Source organism: Mycolicibacterium sp. XJ2546 (assembly GCF_053483195.1).
Genome location: NZ_JBEFRW010000019.1, coordinates 39222 through 60596 on the forward strand (window position 1 = coordinate 39222; position 21375 = coordinate 60596).

Below are 21375 nucleotides of genomic sequence, written 5' to 3' on the forward strand. Positions count from 1 at the left end.
GACAGCCTGATTCGCCGCGGCGATAACGTTCATCATCCCTCCACGTGAATTAGCCCAGGCTGCCCTAAGTTGGCCGTGACGTTACCTTATCTTCGGCTCGCCGAACACGCCTACGCTCCGAGTGCTATCCGGTGATGTCGACCACTTAACGTGCGGCTTGTTTTCCGTTCAGCCCTGGACGGCCATCGTTCAACCGGTGGCGGCAACCCGGGGTGGGGGGCCAGCAGCTGGCCCAGGCGCGAGCGTGTCGTACGTGGCGACGCGTTGGCCGCATCCGGTGTCTGCGTAACGTGGGTGCCATTGGTTCGTTCGAAAGGACAGGTCATGGATTTGGCAGGCGTCGGCATTTGGAGCTCTCAGCTGCGCTACGGCGACCAGGGTGAGGCCGCAGAGGCGGCGGCCGAACTGGAGGATCTGGGCTTTTCGGCGCTGTGGATTCCCGACGTCGGCGGACCCGTCCTCGACACGGTCGACCATCTGCTGTCGTCGACCAAGGACGTCGTCATCGCCACCGGCATCCTGAACCTGTGGATGCACGAGCCCGCCGAGGTGGCGGCGCGTTATGCGGCCTCGGCGGCGAAGCACGGTGAGCGTTTCCTGCTGGGCATCGGGGTGAGCCACGCCCCGCTGATCGACTCGAAGGAGCCCGGTCGCTACCGCAAGCCGCTGGCGGCCACCCGCGCCTTCCTCGACGGCATCGACGCGGCCGACACGCCGGTGCCGGTCGACAACCGGGTGCTCGCGGCGCTGGGCCCGAAGATGCTCGAGCTGTCGGCGACGCGGTCGCGCGGTGCCCACCCGTATCTCGTCACACCCGAGTACACCCGTCGCGCCCGCCAGGTGCTAGGTGCGGGTCCGCTGCTGCTGCCCGAGCAGACCGTGCTGCTCACCGACGATCGAGACGAGGCGCACGCGCTTGGAAAGGGCTGGCTGCGTTCGTATCTGGCAATGCCGAACTATGCCAACAACATGCTGCGGGCGGGCTTCACCGAGGAGGATGTGGCCTCGGTCAGCGACCGGTTGTTCGACGCAATCATCGCCTGGGGCGACGAGCAGACGGTGCTCGCACGGGTCAAGGAGCACCACGATGCCGGCGCCGACCATGTGTGCGTGCAGGTGCTGACTGCCGACCCGAGGGAGTTCCCCCGCGAGCAGTGGCGTCGGCTGGCCGCGGCGCTGAGCTAGCTGAGTTCGGAAAGCACTTCGGCGCTGTCCAGCTGCGCGACTTCCAGGTACACCTCGGCGACCGCGTTGAGCCGCTCGCTGTCGCGTTCACGTGCGCGCAACCGCTCGGCCAGCTTCGCCACGCAGCGCGCCGCGAACATGTCGGTGACCATCACCGACGACGTGTCCAGCCACTCGCGAACCCTGGCCACCGCCTGAGTCGCCAGTAGCGAATCACCACCGAGCGCGAAAAAGTCATCGTCGACGCCAACCTGCGGTTCATCCACGCCGAGCACCCGGGCGACGATCGCCACCAGCGCCGACTCCAACGGGTTCGCCGGCGCCCGGTAAGCGTTCTCGGCGGGCACCTCGGCCTCGGCCAGTTGGCGCTGCACCGCCGCCCGGTCGATCTTGCCCGCTACCGTGAACGGGATCCGGTCGGTCACCACCAGAACTTTCGGAACCATATGTGCCGGAACGAGTTCAGCCATCTTCGCCGCGACCGTGTGCGAGTCGACGGCCGGGTCGGTGGTTCGCGCCATCGCGGCCAGCACGTCGGGCTCGCCGGGCAGCACGGCGGCGACGGCGGCGTCGACGCCCGCGACGCGCTTGAGCGCCGCCTCGACCTCACCGAGCTCGATGCGGTATCCGCTGATCTTGACCCGGTGGTCGATGCGGCCCACGAACTCCAACGTGCCGTCCGGCCAGTAGCGCACGAGATCACCGGTGCGATACCAGACCCGGCGGTCGTGTTCGACGAACTTCTGCGCGGTCAGGTCGGGGCGGGCGCGGTAACCGCGCGCGATGCCGCGCCCGGCGACCCACAGCTCCCCGGGCACCCAGTCCGGGCAGTCCGAACCGTCAGCGGCGACCACGCGGCACGCGTTGTTCGGAAACGGTGTGCCGTAGGGCACCGAGTTCCAGTGCGGCGGCGGCTCGCCGACCTCGCACAGCGTGGCGTGCACCGCGGTCTCGGTCGCACCGCCCAGCCCCGCCGCACGCACGCCCGGTGCGGCGTTTCGCAGCGCCACAATGAGTTCGGGGCGCACCCAGTCACCGCCGAGCAGCACCACCCGCAGGCTCGACAGCCGGGCGCCGCCGACGCTCAGCAGCATGTCCAGCCAGCCCGGCATCCAGTTCAAGAACGTGACCCCGTGGCGTTGGATCAACTCGGCCCATCGGTCGGGGTCGCGGCGCTGCTGCTCGTCGACGACGACGACCGCGCCCCCGGCGCGCAGGACCGCGAAGATCTCCAGCACCGACATGTCGGCTTCCAGCGAGGCCAACGCCAGGCTGCGGTCGGTCGGCCCGAGATCGAAGTGCGCGGCGAGAAACTCGACGGTGTTCAGCACCGCGTCGTGGGTCAACTCGACCCCCTTGGGTTCGCCCGTCGATCCCGAGGTGAACAACACGTATGCCAACGCCGACGGGTCGACGGCGTCGGGTTCGAAGGGCGCGTCGCGACCGGTCGCATCGGCGACGGGGATCGTCGGCACGTCAGGTAGTTCGGCACCCGGTCGGCTGTCTCCGCACAACAGCACTGCCGCAACGTCACTGGACTGCAGGATCCGCGCGGTCCGGTCCGCCGGTTGGTCCGCGCCGATCGGCAGATAGGCCGCACCCGCTGCCAGGATGCCCAGTACCGCGGGGATCTGCTCGGCGCACTTCGGCCCGACCAGCGCGACCAGGTCACCCGACCGGACCCCATTGTCGCGCAACGTCTGCGCCACCGAAAGCGCCTGGCTGCGCAGCTCGGCGTAGCTGAGGTCACCGTCGCCGCTGAACACCGCGGGCGCATCCGGCGTGGCCTGCGCCGCACGAAAGAAGCCGTCGTGCAACGCTTCCCCGCTCGGTGTCGCCATTGTCGCGTTCAGCGCAGCGCGCACTGCACGCGCGGCCTGCGGAACCGCGGGCGGATCCGGGGCCTCCCAGGCCGCGTCGTCGGTGGCAAGCCTGGCCAGCTCGGCGACGTGATAGGCGAACATCGCATCGGCCACACCGGGGCGGAAGGCGTCGACGCGGACATCCCAGTTGATCATCAGGCCGGTCGCCAGCGGTGTGGCCTGTGCGTCGATGAGCACCTGCGGGCCCTGCGAGATCGTCCACACCGGTGCGCCGAACTGATCGGTCACCTCCCCCGCGAACAGATCACCGAGACCGATTGCGCTGGTGTACACGATCGGCGCCAGCGTCTGGGTGCCGCGGTGCCGGCCCAGGTCGCGCAGCACCGACAACCCGGAGTAGCTGGAGTGCCGCGCGGTGCTGTGCAACGTCTCCTGCACCGCGCGGGTGCGCTCGGCGGGCGTGCGGGTCTGGCTGAGGTCGATGTCGAGCATCAGCGACGAGGTGAAGCACCCGACCAACTTCTCGACATCGGGATGGAACGGCTCGCGGCCGAACATCGGAAGGTTCAGCAGGAAGCGCGCGTTCGTCGACCAGCGCGCCAGGGCGTTGGAGTACGACGCCGCCACCGCCATCGCCGGGGTGAGGCCGCGGCGCTGCGCGGCGGCGAACAGCTCGTCGCGCGTGGGGACGTCGAAGACGTGCCACAACCGGACGCTGCGACGCGGATCGGCTTGTTCGACCGGTGGAACCAGCGGCAGCACAGGCGGTTCGGGCAGCTCCGGTATCCGCTCGGCCCACCACCGCCGATCCTCCTCGGTCGGGCCGGTGTCCGACGCCGACAGGGCAGCGCGGTACTCGCGGTAGGTGTAGCCCAACTCAGGCAGCTCACCCCCGCGGTAGAACACCGCGAGATCGGCCATGAACTTGCGGTAGCTCACCGCGTCGGCGGCGTTCATGTCCATGTCGACGTGCAACCGGGTGCGTCCACCGGGGCACAGCGACAGGCTCAGTTCCAGCACGTCGCCGTCGAGGATCTGGTGCGACTTCTCGTCGCGGATGGCGTCGAGCCGTGCGGCCGCGGCGTCCTCGGCCAGGTCCCGCAGGTCATACACCCACACCGGCAGGTCCCGGTCGCCGATCCGCTGGGTGCCGTCGGGCAGGATCTCGACGCGCAGCATCGGGTGGCGCGCAACGAGTTTCGCAGCGGCATCCCGCAGTCGCTGCGGGTCTACGCCGGTGCCATCGAACTCGACGTACAGATGCGCGGCCACCCCGCCGAGCTGCTGATCGTCGTTGCGGCCCAACCACATCGCGTGCTGCATGGGTGCCAGCGGGAACGGGCTGTCAGCCTCGCCGTCCTCGGTGGCTTCAACGCCGCGGGCGTCGGGCTCGGCCGTGCGGTCGCCGACCAGCGCCGACCACGCGGTGATGGTGGGGTTCTCCGCCAGCGCGGCGAAGTTGACGTCGATGCCCTGCTTACGCCAGCGCCCGGACAGCGACATCATCCGGATGGAATCCAGTCCGGAGGCGATCAGATCGGCGTCGGGGTCGACGGCGTCGGGGCTGACGCCGAGGAGTTCGGCGACCTCCGCGCGCACGGTATCGGACCTGGTCGCCGCATCACCCACGCTGTCCTCCAAATTAGTACAGGCTGCCCTAACTAACCCGGTGGAGGCTACCTTATATTCGAGGCACCGCACACGCCGACCAGAGGGGCCACATCGTTCATGAGCACCGGTTTCACGCCGCCGCGGGCCGACTTCAGCGACCTGGCCACAGGGTTCGTGCCGTTTCCCGCCGACCGGGCCGACAAGTACCGCAAACTGGGCTACTGGTCCGACCGGCGGCTCGATTCGATCCTCACCGACGCGGTGACCGTTTGGCCTGACCGCACCGCGGTGCTCGACGCGCACGTCACCTACACGTTCGCCGAACTCGACGCACGCGCGAACCGGATCGCCGCCGCGTTGGCTGACCGCGGCATCGCCGCCGGCGACCGCGTGCTGCTGCAGCTTCCGAACACGTGTGAGTTCGCGGTGGCGCTGTTCGGCCTGCTGCGTGCGGGCGCTGTGCCGGTGATGTGCCTGCCGGGGCACCGCTCGGCCGAACTCAGCCACTTCGCTGCGGTCAGCGGCGCGGTGGGGCTGGTCATTCCCGACGTCATCGCCGGCTTCGACTACCGCGATATGGCCGCAGGTCTGGTGAACGACCATCCGGCGTTGCGTCACGTGTTCGTCGACGGTGAACCCGGTCCGTTCCGATCCTGGTCGCAGCTGGGCGATTTCGACGGTGACTTTGAGCCGGTGCCCGTCGACCCGGATCTGCCGGCGCTGCTGCTGGTGTCCGGCGGCACGACGGGGCTGCCCAAGCTGATCCCGCGCACCCACAACGACTACGTCTACAACGCGGTCGCCAGTGCACGAGCGTGCGGGCTGACCGCCGAAGACACCTACCTGGTGGTACTGCCCGCTGGTCACAACTTCCCGCTGGGCTGTCCCGGCCTGCTCGGGTCGATGACCGTCGGCGCCCCGACGGTGTTCACCACCGATCCCAGCCCGGAGTCGGCGTTCGCGCTGATCGACCGTCACAACATCACGGTGACCGGGATCGTGAACGCGCTGGCCAAGATGTGGACGCAGGCCTGTGAGTGGGAACCGGTGCTGCCCAAATCGTTACGGCTGGTCCAGGTCGGCGGGTCGCGGATGACCCCCGAGGAAGCACGCTACATCTACGCGGGGCTGACGCCGGGGCTGTCGCAGATTTTCGGGATGGCCGAGGGCATGCTGAACTTCACCCGCCTCGGCGACCCCGTCGACATCGTGCTCCACACGCAGGGCCGGCCGATGTCCCCGCACGATGAGATGCTGGTGGTCGACGACAACGGCGCCCCGGTCGCGCCGGGCGAAGAGGGTGAGCTGCTGGTGCGCGGACCCTACACGCTCAACGGCTATTACCGTGCTGATGAGGCCAACGCCCGATCGTTCAGCCCCGACGGGTTCTACCGCACCGGCGACCGGGTGCGGATCTTCGCCGACGGTCCACGGGCGGGCTACGTCGAGGTCACCGGCCGCATCAAGGACGTCATTCACCGCGGTGGCGAGACGGTCTCGGCGTCCGACCTCGAAGAGCACCTGTTCGCGCACCCGGCGATCTACGCCGCGGCGGCCGTCGCGGTGCCCGACGACTATCTCGGCGAGAAGATCTGCGCTGCCGTGGTTTTCAACGGCGCACCGATTTCATTGGCCGAGCTCAACGAGTTCCTCGACGGGCGCGGCGTGTCGGCGCACGCCCGGCCCGACATGCTCGCGCCGCTGCCGTCGCTGCCCAAGACCGCGGTCGGCAAGGTGGACAAGAAAAAGGTCGTGGCGCAGCTGCTGTCCTGACGGCTGGCCCGCTCAGGATGCGGGGACCTCTTCGCGTGCGGCCCTGACCAATTCGACGATCCGGTCAGATACCGCGCCGGCCGTCGGGTACTCCCACAGCAGGGTCGGCGGTAATGACAGACCGGTCTGCTTCTCCAGCTGGCGCAGCAGACCGACCGTCATGATCGAATCGACGCCGAGCTCGACCAGCGGCCGGCTCATGTCAACGGCGTCCTCGGGTAGCCCCAGTTGGCCTGCGACGGCCGCCCCCACCCGCTGGCTGACCTGCTCCGGATCGGCGTCGACACCGACCACCTCCCCCGGCAGCGTCTCCGTACCGGTCTCGGCGGGTGCCACGTCGGCGAGCATCGGCACGGCGGCGGCATGCGGAAGCAGCGGCAGCACAACTACATTCGCGTCCTCGAGTCGCATGGCAATATCCAGTGCCCGCATCGCGTCGTCGGCGGTGACGGTGTCCATCCCCAGCGCGTCGAGTTGCGCCGCGACGAACCGTGACGTCGAGCCCATGCCCAGACCACGCCACGCGGTCCACGCGACGCTGACGGTGCGGTCCCCCAGCCGTGTGCGGCGGCGGGCCATGGCGTCGAGGTAGGAGTTCGCGCAGGCGTACGCGCCCTGCCCCGGGAAGCCGGCGAGATAGCCGCACGACGAGAACAGCACCATCCAGTCCAACTGCCCGGGTGCAAACACTTCGTGCAAGGTCGCGGTGCCGTCGACCTTGGGTCGCATGGCGGCCTCGATATCGCCCTGGCCGGTATTGACCAGCAGCGCACCGGCTTCCACACCCGCGGCGTGGATCACGCCGCGCACCGGCGGCAGGTTGCGCAGGGCGGCGCGCAGGGTGTTGGCGGCGTCGGGCGCCGCGATGTCGACGGCGACGACGTGAACGGACACCCCGCGCTCCTCGAGGGCCTCGACGGTGCAGACCAGCTCGGAGTCCCCCGCGTCGCGCCATTGGGAGCGCTCAGGCATGCCGGAGCGCGACAGCAGCACCAGCCGCCGCGCCCCGAGGTCGGCCAGCCGCTGGGCGATGCGAAGTCCCAGCACACCGGTGCCGCCGGTGATGAGGTAGGTGCCGCCGGCGCCGCACTGCATCGGCGCCCCGGTGCCATGGCCCGCGTCGGCCAACCGGGCGACGGTCGCGACGCCGTCACGGACCACCACGACGGAGTGGCCGGGCAGCGACGCCAACGCGCCGACGGGAAGGTGCGCGTCGGCCACGTCGAGCACCCCGCCGAAGACCTCCGGGTGTTCGGCTGCGGCGACGCGGGCCAGCCCCCACAGCGGGGCGTGCACGACGTTCGTCCCTTCGTGCACCCCCTCGGTGAGCACCCACATCCGCGCCTTGCCGCCCTGGGCGAGCAGCTGTTTGAGCGTGCGCATCACGAGGTCGACCGATCTCTGCGGCGAGTCGCGGCTGGCAGGCAGCACCAGTACCACCGCGTCGCGGTCCAGTTCGGTGAGTTCGTCCGGATCGGCGCACATCGCATACGGCACATCGGCGGCGGCGAGGTCGCGGGTGACGAACCCCCGCGTGTCGGCGTCGCCGCCGACGAGCATCACCCCCGCGGGACGGTTGTCTTGGCGCCACGGCAACGGATACCACGCCAGCCGGTGCACCATGCGCGAAACATCGCTGCCCGCAGGACTTTCCAGCTCTTCGAACGCCATCCCGATCAGCGACGCGCGCACCTGCCCAGACTCCTCGGCAATCAGCACGTCGGTGGCGGTGGTTGCGGCGCGGCGCCGGATGTGCAGCAGGGCCACCGCGGGTGGGCGGCCGTGCACCGCCACCCGTTCGATGTGGGCGGGCATCCGTAGCCGCGGCGGGCCGTCGAAGACCGTCGAAGCCGCCGATGTCGCCGCGTCGAGAAGCGCGGCCCAGGTCGCCGGCTGCGATCCGTCGGGCCGGGCGGCGACCCGGACCAGCATTTCGTCGCCGCCGCGACGCACATCGGTGATCTGCCAATCGAATCCCATTGCGGCCACTCCCAGCGACGCCAGGGTGTCGACCACGTGGTCGGCGGGTAAGCCCTCGGGGCAGCGGACTCGGATCGCGGGTTCGTCGATCGTGTGGCCCCGCAGATCGGCGCTGTCGTCGTGGACGGCGGCCACGGCGCTGCTGTGGGTGAGCCACCCGTCCTCGGCGGTGTCGTCGTCGAGCACGCGGGTCGACAGGGTCAGGGTGCGGTCCTGCAGCACCACCTGGACGTCGCGGGCGCGACCAGGCGCCACCGGCGTCCGAAGCCGCACATCGAGCAGGTCGGAGTTGGCGGCGGCCAGAAATGTGTTCAAAAGAACTGCGGCGGGGATGATCTCGGTGCCCTTTACCGGGTGGTTGCCGGGGTAGGGCCGGGTGTCCATATCGATTCGGGTCTGCCACATGCGCGTCGCCGCCGCACCGGTCACCTCGATGCGGCCGCCGAGCAGGGTGTGGGTATCGACGTCGTGAACGCCGCGCCCGCCCGGCGGCGGCGTCGGGGTGCGCCAGAACCGGCGATGCTGCCATTGGGTCACCGGCAGGTCGTCGGCCCACGGCGCGGCGACGTCGATCCCGTGGTCCACCGGTGCGCCGTTGCAGTGCAACGCGGCCAGCGCGGTGGCCACCGATGCCATCGCGGGGCGTTCACGGCGCAGCAATGGCACGACCGCGTGCTCGTCGGCGCCCGAGACCGTCAGTGTCTCGGCGATCGAATGAGCCACCACCGGATGGGCGGACACCTCCAGGAACAGGCGGTGCCCGTCGTCGACGGCGGCGGTGACCGCTTCGGCGAAGCGCACCCGGCCGCGCAGGTTCGCCACCCAGTAGTGCTGGTCGCGAGGCGCGGTCGAGCGCGGGTCGGCCAATGCGGTGGTGTACAGCGGGATTTGGGGTGTTCTGGTCGGCGGTAGCTGCGCGGTGAGGCGGGCCAGCTCACCAGTGAGCGCGTCCATGGCCGGGCTGTGAAACGCCACGTCGGTGTTGACCCTGCGCACCATCAGACCTTCGTCGGTCCAGGACCGACAGACCTCTTCGACGACGTCGATCGCGCCGGAAATCACGGTCGACTCCGGTGACGCGCTGATCGCGGCCACCACCTCGGAGCGTGCACCCAGCCGAATTTCGGTCTCCGCGAACGGAAGCCGCACCAAGGCCATCGCCCCTTGACCCATCACGGTGCGGAACCCGCGGGCCCGGTAACAGGCCACCGCCGCGCCCACCGTCAGGTCGAACACCCCCGCCGTCACGCAGGCGGCGACCTCGCCGACGGAGTGGCCGATCACGGCCGCCGGCGCCGCGCCGCGGGCCCGCAGCACCGCGGCCATCCCCACCTGCATAACGAACGTCAACGCCTGCACCCGGTCGGTGCCGCCGAGGTCGCCGGTGCGCAGCGCGTCGCGCGCCGAGAAGCCCAGCTCGGCGGCGAAGACCGGTTCGACGGCGTCGATTACCGCCGCGAAATGCGGTTCATCAGCCAATAATTCGCGGCCCATCTCCGGCCAGTGCGAGCCGTGCCCGGAGAACACCCACACCGCGCCGTCGGCGGCGCTCGGCAGCGCGGTGCCGGTCACCACCGAGGCGTCGGGTATCGCGTTGGCCAGCGCATCGACCCCGGCCGCAATACCGTCGACGTCGTCGGCGACGACGGCGGCCCGCACCGGTTCATGCGAGCGGCGCAGCCACGTCGTCGCGGCGACCTCCGGCAGGGCCACGTCGCCGACACGCAGGCGCGCCGACAGCGCCGCGGCCTGGGCACGCAGCCGTGCGGTGGACCGCGCCGACACCGGGATGACAGCCGGATGGTGTTGTGTCCGGGTGGTTTCGGGTTTGCGTTGCGGCGCTTCTTCGAGGAGGACGTGGGCGATGGTTCCGCCGTAGCCGTAGCTGCACACCGCGGCGCGTCGCGGCGCGTCCTCGGCGCGTTTCCACTGCTCGACCTCGGTGGGCACCCGCAACCCGCTGCTGGCCCAGTCGACCGCCGAGGTCAACGACCGCACGCCCGCGGTCGGCGGGATCGCCTCGTAGTGCAGCGCCAGGGCGGCTTTGATCAGGCCGACGATTCCGGCGCCGCCCTCGAGGTGGCCGACGTTGGGTTTGACCGATCCGATGCGGCACGGCGCGTCGGCGGGCCGGTCGACGCCGTAAACCTCCGACAGCGCACGAACTTCCGTGGGGTCTCCGGTCGGGGTACCGGTGCCGTGAGCTTCGACGAAGTCGACACTGGACGGGGCGATGTCTGCGGATGCGCAGGCGCGCCGGAACATTTCGGCCTGCGCGGCACCGTTGGGCGACATGATGCCGACGGTGCGGCCGTCCTGGGCGACTGCCCCGCCGCGCACGACGGCGTAGATGTGGTCGCCGTCGCGCAGCGCGTCGCTGAGCCGCTTGAGCACCACGACGGCGGCGCCTTCGCCGCGGCCGTATCCGTCGGCGGCGGCGTCGAAGGTCTTGCATCGGCCGTCGGGTGCGGTGGCACCGGCGACGTCGAGCACCCGGGTCAGGCCGGGGCCGATCAGCGCGCTGACCCCGCCGGCTAACGCAAGCGCCGTCTCCCCCGCGCGCAACATCTGGCAGGCCTGATGCACGGCTACCAGCGATGCGGCGCACGCGGCGTCCAGCGCCACGCTGGGCCCGCGCAGATCGAGCAGATGCGACACGCGGTTGGCGATGCCGCACAACGAGGTGCCGATTCCCGTCCAGGCTTCGATGCCGGGGAGGTCTTCCATGACCAACTTGCCGTAGTCGTCGGAGTTGACGCCCATCAGCACGGCGGTGTCACTACCGGCCAGCGATCTCGGCGGCACCCCGGCGTGCTCGAGCGCCTCCCAGCTGACCTCCAACGCCAGGCGCTGCTGGGGATCCATCAACTCGGCCTCCCGTGGGGAGACACCGAAGAACTCCGCGTCGAAGCCGGGCAGATCGTCGAGGAAGGTGCCTAAGCGGGTGACGTCGCGCAACACCGCGGCGTTACGCGGATCGCGGCGCAGGTAGGGCTCCCATCGTTCGGCGGGCACTTCGCTGACCGCGCTGCCGCCGTCGCACAGAAACCGCCAGAACTGGGCGGGCGTGGTGATGTTGCCGGCCAGCCGGCACCCCATGCCGACCACCGCGACGGGCTCGGAGGCTGTGCTCACGAAAGGTACCAACGGGCACCAGAAGCCCCACTGGTCTGGGTAGCCTTGCCTAAGTCGCAACGCGCCATGGCGCCAATATTGGCACATCCCGGCTGACATTTGGGAAGTAGGGACAGCGGGGCGACGTGGTGCCGCTGACGCCGGCGGCACGCGAGGGTACCTAGAGCGTCTTCACCGCCAGCGGCTGGTCGTCACCGGACAACCTGATGTCGACGGTGTCGATCTCCGAGGTCGGGATGCTGGTCGCCGCCGACAGCCCGGTCGCCTCGTCGCCGGCGGGCCGCCAGGACCCGACGACCGTCTGGGCGCCGTCGCGGGTGGTCACCACGATGTCGTAGCTGCCGACGTTGCGCGCCCAGTCCTTGGTGTACTCGCATGACCAGTTCAGCTCGGTGCCCCAACCCTTCTCGGTGACCGCGAGTTGGGCGGTCAGTCCCTCGCGCTGGCCCGGCTGCATCGGGGCCATCGCCACCGTCTGCACCCCATCGGTGGTGCGGGGGAACACCGTCGCGCCGATCACGCCGCCCACGATCGCCAACGCGGCCGCCGCGGCGACCGCGCTCATCAGGATCGCGCGCCGCGACCGCTGTTGCCGCTTTTCCGCCAGTGAGGCCGCGCCGACCGGTTCGATCAGCGCCGCGGCTTCGTCGGGGCTGAGCGCCTCGAGGATGGTCGGCATCTCGGCGAGTTCGGTGAGCTCGGCGGCCTTCTCGGGGTTGGCGGCGAGGTAGTTTTCGTAGCTTCGCCGGTCTTGGGAACTCAGCGCGCCCAGCACATAGGCGGCGTCCCACCGGGCAAAGTCGTCGTCGGACGCACCGCTGGGCTTGCTCACTGGACAATCCCCCTTTCCTGCAACGCAATTCGCAACGCGCGCAGCGCGTAGTGCATCCTGGACTTGACCGTGCCCGCCGGCATCTGTTCCTGTTGCGCGATGTCGGCGACGGTCTGGCCGAGGTAGTAGGCGCGTACGATCACGCTGCGGTGCTCGGCGCTGAGCGACTTGAGCGCATCGGTCAGGATCCATTTGTCGACCGCGGGGCCGATCGCGTCCAGCGACGGCCGTTCCGGGACGTCGTCGGTCTGCAGCTCGCGGGCGAACCGTGCGCTACGGCGGTCGTCGATCACCAGGTTGCGGGCCACGGTGAACAGCCACGCCCGCACGGATTCGCTGGGCTGTTGCAGGATCTCGGGTTTACGCCACAGCCGCAGCAGCGATTCCTGCACCACGTCCTCGGCGAACGGCCGGTCTCCGCGGGTGAGCCGCATGACGTAGCGCAGCAGCGCCTGGCTGTGCGCATCGGAAATCGCGCGCAGCAGCGCCGCCTGGTCGGGCTCGGTCACCCGTACATGCTGCCGCCGAATGTGGGCTGGTGTGACGGCAAACGCCAAAGAGCCGTGCGGGTAACCCACGTTCGGCGCTAATCAAGGATGGTGCGCACCACCGCGTCGGCCAACAACCGCCCCCGGTCGGTGAGCACCAGCCGGTCGGACCGCACGATCGCAAGGCCGTCGTCGACCACTGTCGCGGCGCGGCGGCGTTCGGCCTCGCTCAGCAGGTCCATCGCCAGCCCGTCGCGCAGCCGCACCCCCAACAGCACATCCTCGGTGTGGCGGGTTTCGGCATCGAGCAGTTCGTAACCGGCGACCGGAAGCCGGCCCTCGCTCAAGGTTTGCGCATAAGCGTTGGGGTGCTTGACATTCCACCACCGCGTCGCGCCGAGGTAGCCGTGAGCGCCCGGTCCGGTGCCCCACCACTGACCGCCGTTCCAGTAGCCGATGTTGTGTCGGCACTCGCCGCCGGGCCGACACCAGTTCGACAGCTCGTACCAGTCGAAGCCGGCCGCCGACAGCCGCGCGTCGAGCAGCTCGTAGCGGTGCGCCAACTCGTCGTTGTCGGGGGTGGTGAGCTCGCCGCGGCGCACCCGGCGCGCCATCGCGGTGCCGTCCTCGACCACCAGCGCATACCCGGAGACGTGGTCGACGCCGGCGTCGAGCGCGGCCTCGATCGAGCGCAGCAGATCCTCGTCGCGCTCTCCGGGTGTGCCGTAGATCAGATCCAGGTTGAGGTGCTCGAACCCGGCGGCGCCGGCCTCGCGGGCCGCCTCCAGCGCACGCCCCGGTGAGTGCACCCGGTCCAGCACCGCCAGCACGTGCGCGGCCGTGGACTGCATGCCCAGCGACACCCGGGTGTACCCGGCGGCGCGCAGCTGGTCGAAGAACCGCGGCGACGTCGACTCCGGATTGGCTTCAGTGGTGACCTCGGCGTCGGGCGCGAAGTCGAAATGCGCGCGGATCGCGTCGAGCACCGTGGCCAGGCCGTCGGCGCCCAGCAACGACGGGGTTCCGCCGCCGATGAACACGGTGTCGACCGGCGGCGGCGCACCCATTGCCGCGGCGGCCAGCCGAAGCTCGGTGCGCAGCCCGGCCAGGTATCCGTCCGGGGTGGCGCCGCCCAGCTCCGTGGGCGTATAGGTGTTGAAGTCGCAGTAACCGCAGCGCGTCGCGCAGAACGGCACGTGGACGTAGACGCCGAACGCGCGGCCGGGGGTGGCCCTGAGGTTCGGCAGCGCCGCGGGCGCCGTTCGCACGGTCATATGGTCCAGCTTCCCAGAAGAGTTCTGCTCGCCCTGAGCGCAAATATGGGCCGGTTAGGGCGTTGGCCCAAGTTCATGGCACAATTGGCGTCGTGACTGCTGCACGCATCTTCCCCCGCATTTCGCTGGTGGCGCGTCGGCATGTCGATTACAAGCGCGTTTGTACCTGTTGCTGTCTGCCTTGACGCGCTGATTACGGACCCCAGCCCACCAATCCCTTTTAGCTGGCCGCCGGATCTGCGCCGCCGGACAGCTCTCCGGTGACACGCGCGATCTGAACGCCGGCTCCACGAAGGAGCCAACACCGAATGACTCAGGCAAAAGCCAAACCGGCCCGCAAGCCACGCGCAGAAGGCCAGTGGGCCCTCGGCTACCGAGAACCGCTCAACGGCAACGAGCAGCTCAAAAAGGACGACAACCCGCTCAACGTGCGGGACCGCATCGTCAACATCTACGCCAAGACGGGATTCGACGGTATCGACACGTCCGACCTGCGTGGCCGCTTCCGCTGGATGGGTCTGTACACCCAGCGCGAGCAGGGCTACGACGGCACCTGGACCGGCGACGAGAACGCCGATCTGCTGGAGGCCAAGTACTTCATGATGCGGGTCCGCTGCGACGGCAAGGCGCTCTCGGTGGCCGCGCTGCGCACGCTGGGGGCGATCTCCACCGACTTCGCCCGCGACACCGCCGACATCACCGACCGGATGAACCTGCAGTACCACTGGCTGGAGATCGAGAACGTCCCCGAGATCTGGCGTCGGCTCGATGAGGTCGGGCTGCAGACCACCGAGGCCTGCGGTGACTGCCCGCGCGGCATGCTGGGCTCGCCGCTGGCCGGGTTGTCCCACGACGAGGTGATCGACCCGACCCCGGCGCTCGACGAGATCGTCCGCCGCTACATCGACAACCCCGAGTACTCCAACCTGCCGCGTAAGTACAAGACCGCGGTCTCGGGTCTGCAGGACGTCGCCCATGAGGTCAACGACATCTCGTTTATCGGGGTGAACCATCCCGAGCACGGGCCCGGGCTGGACCTGTGGGTGGGCGGCGGCCTGTCCACCAACCCGATGCTGGCCCAACGGCTCGGCGTGTGGGTGCCGTTGGACGAGGTGCCCGACGTGTGGGAGGCCGTCACCTCGGTGTTCCGCGACTACGGCTACCGCAGGCTGCGGTCGAAGGCGCGGCTGAAGTTCCTGGTCAAGGACTGGGGTGTAGAAAAGTTCCGCGAGGTTCTCGAAACGGAGTATCTGAAGCGTCCGTTGATCGACGGCCCGGCGCCCCAGCCGGTCAAGCATCCGATCGACCACGTCGGCATCCAGAAGCTCAAGAACGGCCTCAACGCAGTCGGCGTCGCCCCGATCGCCGGCCGGGTGTCGGGCACGATCCTGACCGCGGTGGCCGACCTGATGGAGAAGGCCGGTTCCGACCGCGCGCGGTTCACCCCGTATCAGAAGCTGATCATCCTCGATGTGCCTGACGACAAGCTCGACGACCTGACCGCCGGGCTGGCGCAGCTGGGGTTGCCCGCCGAGCCGACGCACTGGCGCAAGAACCTGATGGCCTGCACGGGCATCGAATTCTGCAAGCTGTCGTTCACCGAGACCCGCACCCGCGCACAGGCGCTCGTGCCCGAGCTGGAGAAGCGGCTCGAGGACATCAACGCCCAGCTCGACGTGCCGATCACGATCAACCTGAACGGCTGCCCGAACTCCTGCGCGCGGATCCAGGTGGCCGACATCGGTTTCAAGGGCCAGATGGTCGACGACGGCGACGGCCCTGAAGAGGGTTTCCAGGTGCACCTGGGCGGCAGCCTCGGGCTGGACAGCGGTTTCGGCCGCAAGCTGCGCCAGCACAAGGTGCTGTCCAAGGACGTCGGGGACTACATCGACAGGGTGGTCCGCAACTTCGTGAAACAACGCGAGGACGGCGAGCGTTTCGCTACGTGGGCGATGCGAGCCGAGGAGGCGGATCTGCGGTGACTGACGTTCTATCCGACACCGACCTGCAGGCGCTGGCCGAGCGGGCCGCCGAGGAACTCGACGGTGCCAGCGCCATCGACCTGCTGCGCTGGACCGACGAGAACTTCGCAGGCAACTACATCGTGGCGTCCAACATGCAGGATGCGGTCCTCGTCGATATGGCCGCCAAGGTGCGCCCCGGTGTGGACGTGCTGTTTCTGGACACCGGCTATCACTTCGCCGAAACGATCGGCACCCGTGACGCGGTCGCGTCGGTCTACGACGTGAACGTGGTCAACGTCACCCCGGAAAAGTCCGTGGCCGAACAGGATGCGCTCTTCGGCAAGGATCTGTTCGCTCGTGAACCCAACGAGTGCTGCCGGATGCGCAAGGTCGAGCCGTTGAGCAAGGCGCTGAGCGGATATGCGGCATGGGTCACCGGCATCCGGCGGGTGGAGGCGCCGACGCGCGCGAACGCGCCGCTGATCAGTTGGGATAAGGCGTTCGGGCTGGTGAAGATCAACCCGTTGGCGGCGTGGACCGACGACGACATGCAGCGCTACATCGACGCCAACGGCGTGTTGGTCAATCCGCTTGTCGACGAGGGCTATCCGTCGATCGGCTGCGCGCCGTGCACGGCCAAGCCCGTCGAGGGTGCCGATCCGCGCAGCGGCCGCTGGGCGGGCACCGGCAAGATCGAATGCGGGCTGCACGCCTCGTGACGCTCATTTTGACCGCGCACGGCAGTGTCGATCCGCGCTCAGCGGCCGTGACGCATGCGGTCGCGGGCCGGATCCGACGACTGCGGCCGTGGCTGGATGTGCGTGCGGCGTTTCTGGAGAACGCCGCACCGAGCCTGGGCGACGTGCTGGCCGACATGCCCGGCCGCGGCGTCGTCGTGCCGTTCCTGCTGGCCGACGCCTACCACGCCCGCATCGACCTGCCCGCGGTGATCGAAGCCTCGGGAGCCGACGTCGAGCAGGCCGGGGTGTTGGGTGAGGATCCGGCGCTGTTGTCGGTGTTGCGACAGCGCCTCGCCGAACGCGGTGCGTCTCCGGACGACGACGGCCTCGGAGTGCTGGTCGTGGCCGTCGGGTCGTCGAGCGCTACCGCGAACGCCCGCACCACCTCGGTGGCGCGGACGCTGGGTACCGGAACCCGTTGGGCGGGCGCCGAAGTCGCGTTCGCCACCGGCCCGCATCCCAGCGTCGACGACGCCGCACAACTGCTGCGCGCCAAGGGTGCGCGCCGTTTGGTGATCGCCCCGTGGTTCCTGGCGCACGGCCGGATCACCGATCGCGTCGCCAACTACGCCGCCGCACAAGACATCTCGATGGCCGAGCCGCTGGGATCGCACAACCTGGTCGCCGCGACGGTACTGGACCGCTTCGACGCGCTCACCGCCGCCTCCGTGGCGGCCTAGCCTAGCTGAGGCTTTCGACTGCGCGCTCGTCGGCGGTGTCGGCTGCGGGCACTTCGGAGCCTGCCGGTATCGCGGGGATGCGGGTGGCGCGCACGTAGACGGTGTCGCCCTCTTTCAAGGCGAGTGCTTCGGCATCACCGCGGGTAATCTGCGCGGTGAACGAGGTGTTCGATGCGGCGTTGGTGAGTTCGACGCGAACTTCGAAGCCCAGCATGACGATCCGGTCGATGGTGGCTCGTACCACGCCGGTGGCGGCGATGGAGTCTTCGCTGGCCGCGATGGCCATCTCCGGGGTGCGTCCGACGCGGATGTCGTGGGGGCGCACCAGGCTGCCGTTCAGCGACGACACCGCACCCAGAAACGACATCACGAACGCGTTGGCGGGTTGGTCGTAAACCTGTGTCGGAGAACCGACCTGCTCGATACGGCCGTTGTTGAGCACGGCGATGCGGTCGGCCACGTCCAGCGCTTCGGACTGGTCGTGGGTGACCAGCACGGTGGTGACGTTGACCTCCTCGTGCAGGTGTCGCAACCAGACCCGCAGATCCTCACGGACTTTGGCGTCCAGTGCGCCGAACGGCTCGTCGAGCAGTAGCACCTGCGGGTCGACGGCGAGCGCGCGGGCCAGCGCCATGCGTTGGCGTTGTCCCCCGGACAGCTGGTTGGGGTAGCGGGTCTGAAAGCCGGTCAGCCCCACCACGTCCAGCAGGTTGTCGACCTTTTCCTTGATCTCGGCCTTCGGCCGTTTGCGGATCTTGAGGCCGAAGGCCACGTTGTCACGCACCGTCAGGTGCTTGAACGCCGCGTAGTGCTGGAACACGAACCCGATACCGCGTCGCTGCGGCGGCACGTTGGTGACGTCGCGGCCGTTGATCGTGATGGTTCCGGTGTCGGGTTGGTCCAGCCCGGCGATCGCGCGCAGCAGGGTGGATTTACCCGAACCGCTGGGGCCGAGCAGCGCCGTCAACGACCCCGACGGCACGTCGAAGTCGACGTTGTCGAGCGCGGCGAAGTCGCCGTAGCGCTTGTTGGCGCCCCGCACCGTGATCGCGTTGGTCGTGCTGGTGGTCACAGCCGTCGTCTCCTCATCGCCCATGGCTCAGGTGTCCAGTTTCGCGCGGCGGGCGTCGAGAATCACCTGCACGATCAGGACGATCACTGCGACGCTCATCAACAGTGTCGAGATCGCGTACGCGCCATACTCGTTTCCGAGCGCGTGGCGGTCGGACACCAGCAACGTCAACGTCTGCGACTGGCCCGGCAGGTTCGACGACACCATGATCACGGCCCCGTACTCGCCGAGCGTCCGCGCGACGGTCAACACCACCCCGTACATCAGACCCCACTTGATCGAGGGCAGCGTGACCAGCCGGAAGGTCTGCCACGCGCTGGAACCCAGGGTCGAGGCGGCCTCCTCCTGGTCGGTGCCCAACTCGTGCAACACCGGTTCGACCTCCCGGATCACGTAGGGCACGGTGACGAAGATGCTGGCCAGCACGATGCCCGGGAACCCGAAGATGATCTTGAGGCCGAGGTTGTTCTCGACGAAGCCCAGCGCACCGGCCGAGCCCCACAGCAGGATCAGCGCGACACCGACCACCACCGGCGACACCGCAAACGGCAGGTCGATCACCGCCTGCAGCATGCTCTTACCACGAAACTTGTTGCGCGCCAATACCAGAGCGGTCGGGACCCCGAAGATCACGTTGAGCGGCACCACGATGGCCACCACGATCAGCGACAGTTGCAGCGCCGAGATGGCCGCCGGCGTGGTGATCGACCCGACGAACTCGCCGATACCCGGTTCGAAGGTGCGCCACAGAATCAAGCCGACCGGCACCACCAGCAAGACCGCCAGATAGCCCAGCGCCAGAAAACGCAGCAGGTAGCGAACCGCAGGCGACAACGTCACGTCGTCAACTCCTGGCGTTTGGCCACCCGCGAGCCGATGGTGCGCAGGATGAACAGCACCACGAACGAAATCGTAAGCAGCACAATCGATACCGCCGCCGCACCGGTGCGGTCGTCGAACTCGATCAGGGTGCGGATGTACTGCGAGGACACCTCGGATTCACCGGGTACCGCGCCGCCGATCAGCACCACCGAACCGTATTCACCGATCGCGCGGGAGAAGGCCAGCCCGGCACCGGAGAGCAGGGACGGCAGCAGCGCGGGCAGCATCACGAGCCGGAAGATCGTGAAGTTGTCGGCGCCCAGCGATGCCGCGGCTTCCTCGACCTCACGATCCAACTCCAGGATCACCGGCTGCACCGAGCGCACCACGAACGGCAGGGTGACGAACAGCAGCGCGATGCCCACCCCCCACTTGGTGTGCTGGATGTGGATCCCGACCGGGCTGCTCGGCCCGTAGAGCGCCAGCATCACCAGGCTGGCCACGATGGTGGGCAATGCGAACGGCAGGTCGATGATGGCGTCCACCAACCGCTTGCCGACGAAGTCGTCGCGGGTGAGCACCCACGCCACCAGCAGGCCGAAGAACAGGTTGATCACCGCGACCGCGAATGAGACGGTCAGCGTGACCTGAAACGACTGGATCGCGCCGGTGGAGGTCACCGCCTGCCAGAACGCGTCCCACCCACCACCGGCGGACTGCCACACGATCGCGGCGAGCGGCAGCAGCACGATGATCGACAACCAGGTGGTGGCCACGCCGACGCGCAGCTTGGTGTTGCCGTAGCGGCTGATGAAAAAGCCCTTGGGCGTCCCGGCATCGTCGAACGGCTCCTGCGGGAGCCGCGGGCCTTTCGCGTCCAGGCCAGCTGTCATCCCGTGGCTTCTTTGTAGATTTTCGTGATCGTGCCGTTGTCCTTGTCGAACAATGCCGCATCCACGCTCTGCCAGCCACCCAGATCGGCGATCGTCCACAGTCTCTCCGGGGCGGGGAAATCGTCCGCGAAATCCAACGCAACCCCGGGATCGACCGGCCGGAAACCGGCCTCGGCCCAGATCCTCTGCCCCTCAGGGGTGTAGAGGAAGTTCTTGAGCGCGGTGGCCTTCTCGAGGTGCGGGCTCGAGGTGACGACCGCAACGGGGTTCTCGATCTTGAACGTCTGCGGCGGGTTCACATGTTCGACGGGCTCGCCCTGCCGTTCGATGTGGATGGCCTCGTTCTCGTAGCTCAGCAGCACATCGCCGGTGCCCTGCAGGAACAGGTCGCTGGCCGCGCGCCCGGACGACGGCCGGGTCCTGATGTGATCCGTGACCAGCTCGTTGACGAAATCCAGCCCGGCCTGTGGGTTTTGACCGCCGTTGCTCTTGGCGGCATACGGCGCCAATAGGTTCCACTTCGCCGATCCCGAACTGAGCGGGCTCGGGCTCACCACCTCGAGGCCCGGCGCCAGCAGGTCGTCCCAGTCCCTGATGTTCTTCGGGTTGCCCTCGCGCACCACGAGCGTGACGACGGAGCCGAACGGGACACCGCCGGTGGCGTCGGCGTTCCAGTCCTCGGCGACCTTGCCCGCCTTGACCAACCGGGCGACGTCGGGTTCGACGGAGAAGTTGACGATGTCGGCGGGTTTACCGTCGACCACAGCGCGCGACTGATCGCCCGAGGGGCCGTAGGACGCGGTCACCGCGGCGCCATCACCTTCCTGGGTAGCCGCAAACGCCGGGATGATCTGGCTCCAGCCGGGCTCGGGAACCGCGTAGGCGACCAGCGTCAGCGTGCTGTCGCCGCCACCGGTCTCCGGCGCGCCGCCGACGACGTCGCTGGATCCGCCGCCGCACGCGGCGACCAGGGTCGCGGCGACGACGGCGGCGGCGGTGCGCCAAAACTTCTGGTGATCACGCATTGATGACCTTTCCTTGCAGGGACGCTAACGAAGACGATCCGTCACATCGGCAAGGCGCGAGCAGCATTCGGGTTCAGA

At 68.8% G+C, this 21375-nt stretch carries 15 protein-coding genes; 6 read left to right on the plus strand and 9 right to left on the minus strand.

The features are described from left to right. Positions 1-324 precede the first annotated feature (324 nt). Positions 325-1185, plus strand: a complete 861-nt coding sequence (locus ABQE44_RS22745) for an LLM class F420-dependent oxidoreductase (protein ID WP_448394977.1) — start codon at positions 325-327, stop codon at positions 1183-1185. Here ABQE44_RS22745 and ABQE44_RS22750 read toward each other — a convergent pair. Continuing rightward, positions 1182-4637, minus strand: coding sequence for a non-ribosomal peptide synthetase (locus tag ABQE44_RS22750; RefSeq protein ID WP_448432020.1), 3456 nt, complete (start codon positions 4635-4637; stop codon positions 1182-1184). The genes ABQE44_RS22745 and ABQE44_RS22750 overlap by 4 nt on opposite strands. Positions 4638-4736: 99 nt before the next feature. On the opposite strand from ABQE44_RS22750, the gene ABQE44_RS22755 reads away from it, so the two are divergent. Continuing rightward, a complete protein-coding gene (locus ABQE44_RS22755; protein ID WP_448394975.1) occupies positions 4737-6392 on the plus strand; it encodes a (2,3-dihydroxybenzoyl)adenylate synthase in 1656 nt (551 codons plus the stop codon). Between the two features lie 12 nt (positions 6393-6404). Here the strand turns inward: ABQE44_RS22755 and ABQE44_RS22760 are convergent, their stop codons facing one another. The 4 genes from ABQE44_RS22760 to hemW all read right to left on the minus strand — a co-directional run bounded on the left by ABQE44_RS22760 (position 6405) and on the right by hemW (position 14101). Next, positions 6405-11507 carry a beta-ketoacyl synthase N-terminal-like domain-containing protein gene (locus ABQE44_RS22760; RefSeq protein ID WP_448432022.1) on the minus strand — a complete coding sequence of 1701 codons (5103 nt, stop codon included), beginning with the start codon at positions 11505-11507 and terminating at the stop codon, positions 6405-6407. Positions 11508-11667: 160 nt separating this feature from the next. Then, the gene (locus tag ABQE44_RS22765; RefSeq protein WP_448432024.1) at positions 11668-12339 is read right to left on the minus strand and encodes an anti-sigma factor family protein; all 672 of its coding nucleotides are present in this window, start codon (positions 12337-12339) and stop codon (positions 11668-11670) included. Next, the gene (locus ABQE44_RS22770; RefSeq protein WP_448432026.1) at positions 12336-12848 is read right to left on the minus strand and encodes a sigma-70 family RNA polymerase sigma factor; all 513 of its coding nucleotides are present in this window, start codon (positions 12846-12848) and stop codon (positions 12336-12338) included. Before ABQE44_RS22770 ends, ABQE44_RS22765 begins: the two co-directional genes overlap by 4 nt. 77 nt (positions 12849-12925) lie before the next feature. Continuing rightward, positions 12926-14101, minus strand: a complete 1176-nt coding sequence (gene hemW, locus ABQE44_RS22775) for a radical SAM family heme chaperone HemW (RefSeq protein ID WP_448432028.1) — start codon at positions 14099-14101, stop codon at positions 12926-12928. Positions 14102-14193: 92 nt separating this feature from the next. Here hemW and ABQE44_RS22780 point away from each other — a divergent pair, with 92 nt between their 5' ends. The 4 genes from ABQE44_RS22780 (at position 14194) to ABQE44_RS22795 (ending at position 17485) form a co-directional block, all read left to right on the plus strand. Continuing rightward, positions 14194-14286: an Ms4527A family Cys-rich leader peptide gene (locus ABQE44_RS22780; protein ID WP_448394970.1), complete on the plus strand. Its 93-nt coding sequence runs from the start codon at positions 14194-14196 to the stop codon at positions 14284-14286. Positions 14287-14409: 123 nt separating this feature from the next. Beyond that, positions 14410-16083: a nitrite/sulfite reductase gene (locus ABQE44_RS22785; RefSeq protein WP_448432030.1), complete on the plus strand. Its 1674-nt coding sequence runs from the start codon at positions 14410-14412 to the stop codon at positions 16081-16083. Then, the gene (locus tag ABQE44_RS22790; protein WP_448432032.1) at positions 16080-16784 is read left to right on the plus strand and encodes a phosphoadenylyl-sulfate reductase; all 705 of its coding nucleotides are present in this window, start codon (positions 16080-16082) and stop codon (positions 16782-16784) included. The genes ABQE44_RS22785 and ABQE44_RS22790 overlap by 4 nt, the downstream gene beginning before the upstream one ends. Next, the gene (locus ABQE44_RS22795; RefSeq protein ID WP_448394967.1) at positions 16763-17485 is read left to right on the plus strand and encodes a sirohydrochlorin chelatase; all 723 of its coding nucleotides are present in this window, start codon (positions 16763-16765) and stop codon (positions 17483-17485) included. Before ABQE44_RS22790 ends, ABQE44_RS22795 begins: the two co-directional genes overlap by 22 nt. Before the next feature lies 1 nt (position 17486). On the opposite strand, the gene ABQE44_RS22800 is transcribed toward ABQE44_RS22795, so the two are convergent. Genes ABQE44_RS22800 through ABQE44_RS22815 form a run of 4 tightly spaced genes read right to left on the minus strand, consistent with a single transcriptional unit; the run spans position 17487 to position 21297 of the window. Then, positions 17487-18557 (minus strand): sulfate/molybdate ABC transporter ATP-binding protein, encoded by a 1071-nt coding sequence (locus ABQE44_RS22800; protein ID WP_448394966.1) that lies wholly within the window; start codon positions 18555-18557, stop codon positions 17487-17489. Positions 18558-18584: 27 nt separating this feature from the next. Continuing rightward, complete coding sequence (cysW, locus tag ABQE44_RS22805) at positions 18585-19397, minus strand: sulfate ABC transporter permease subunit CysW (protein ID WP_448394965.1); 813 nt, start codon at positions 19395-19397, stop codon at positions 18585-18587. Next, on the minus strand, positions 19394-20272 hold the full coding sequence (cysT, locus tag ABQE44_RS22810; RefSeq protein ID WP_448394964.1) for a sulfate ABC transporter permease subunit CysT: 879 nt from the start codon (positions 20270-20272) through the stop codon (positions 19394-19396). Before cysT ends, cysW begins: the two co-directional genes overlap by 4 nt. Beyond that, positions 20269-21297 (minus strand): sulfate ABC transporter substrate-binding protein, encoded by a 1029-nt coding sequence (locus ABQE44_RS22815; RefSeq protein ID WP_448432034.1) that lies wholly within the window; start codon positions 21295-21297, stop codon positions 20269-20271. Before ABQE44_RS22815 ends, cysT begins: the two co-directional genes overlap by 4 nt. Positions 21298-21375: the final 78 nt, after the last annotated feature.

Coding starts and splice junctions, on each gene's coding strand:
- hemW (WP_448432028.1), bottom strand. CDS start 14,101: ATGACCGTGCGAACGGCGCCCGCGGCGCTGCCGAACCTCAGGGCCACC.
- ABQE44_RS22755 (WP_448394975.1), top strand. CDS start 4,737: ATGAGCACCGGTTTCACGCCGCCGCGGGCCGACTTCAGCGACCTGGCC.
- ABQE44_RS22795 (WP_448394967.1), top strand. CDS start 16,763: ATGCGGGCTGCACGCCTCGTGACGCTCATTTTGACCGCGCACGGCAGT.
- ABQE44_RS22785 (WP_448432030.1), top strand. CDS start 14,410: ATGACTCAGGCAAAAGCCAAACCGGCCCGCAAGCCACGCGCAGAAGGC.
- ABQE44_RS22745 (WP_448394977.1), top strand. CDS start 325: ATGGATTTGGCAGGCGTCGGCATTTGGAGCTCTCAGCTGCGCTACGGC.
- cysT (WP_448394964.1), bottom strand. CDS start 20,272: ATGACAGCTGGCCTGGACGCGAAAGGCCCGCGGCTCCCGCAGGAGCCG.
- ABQE44_RS22815 (WP_448432034.1), bottom strand. CDS start 21,297: ATGCGTGATCACCAGAAGTTTTGGCGCACCGCCGCCGCCGTCGTCGCC.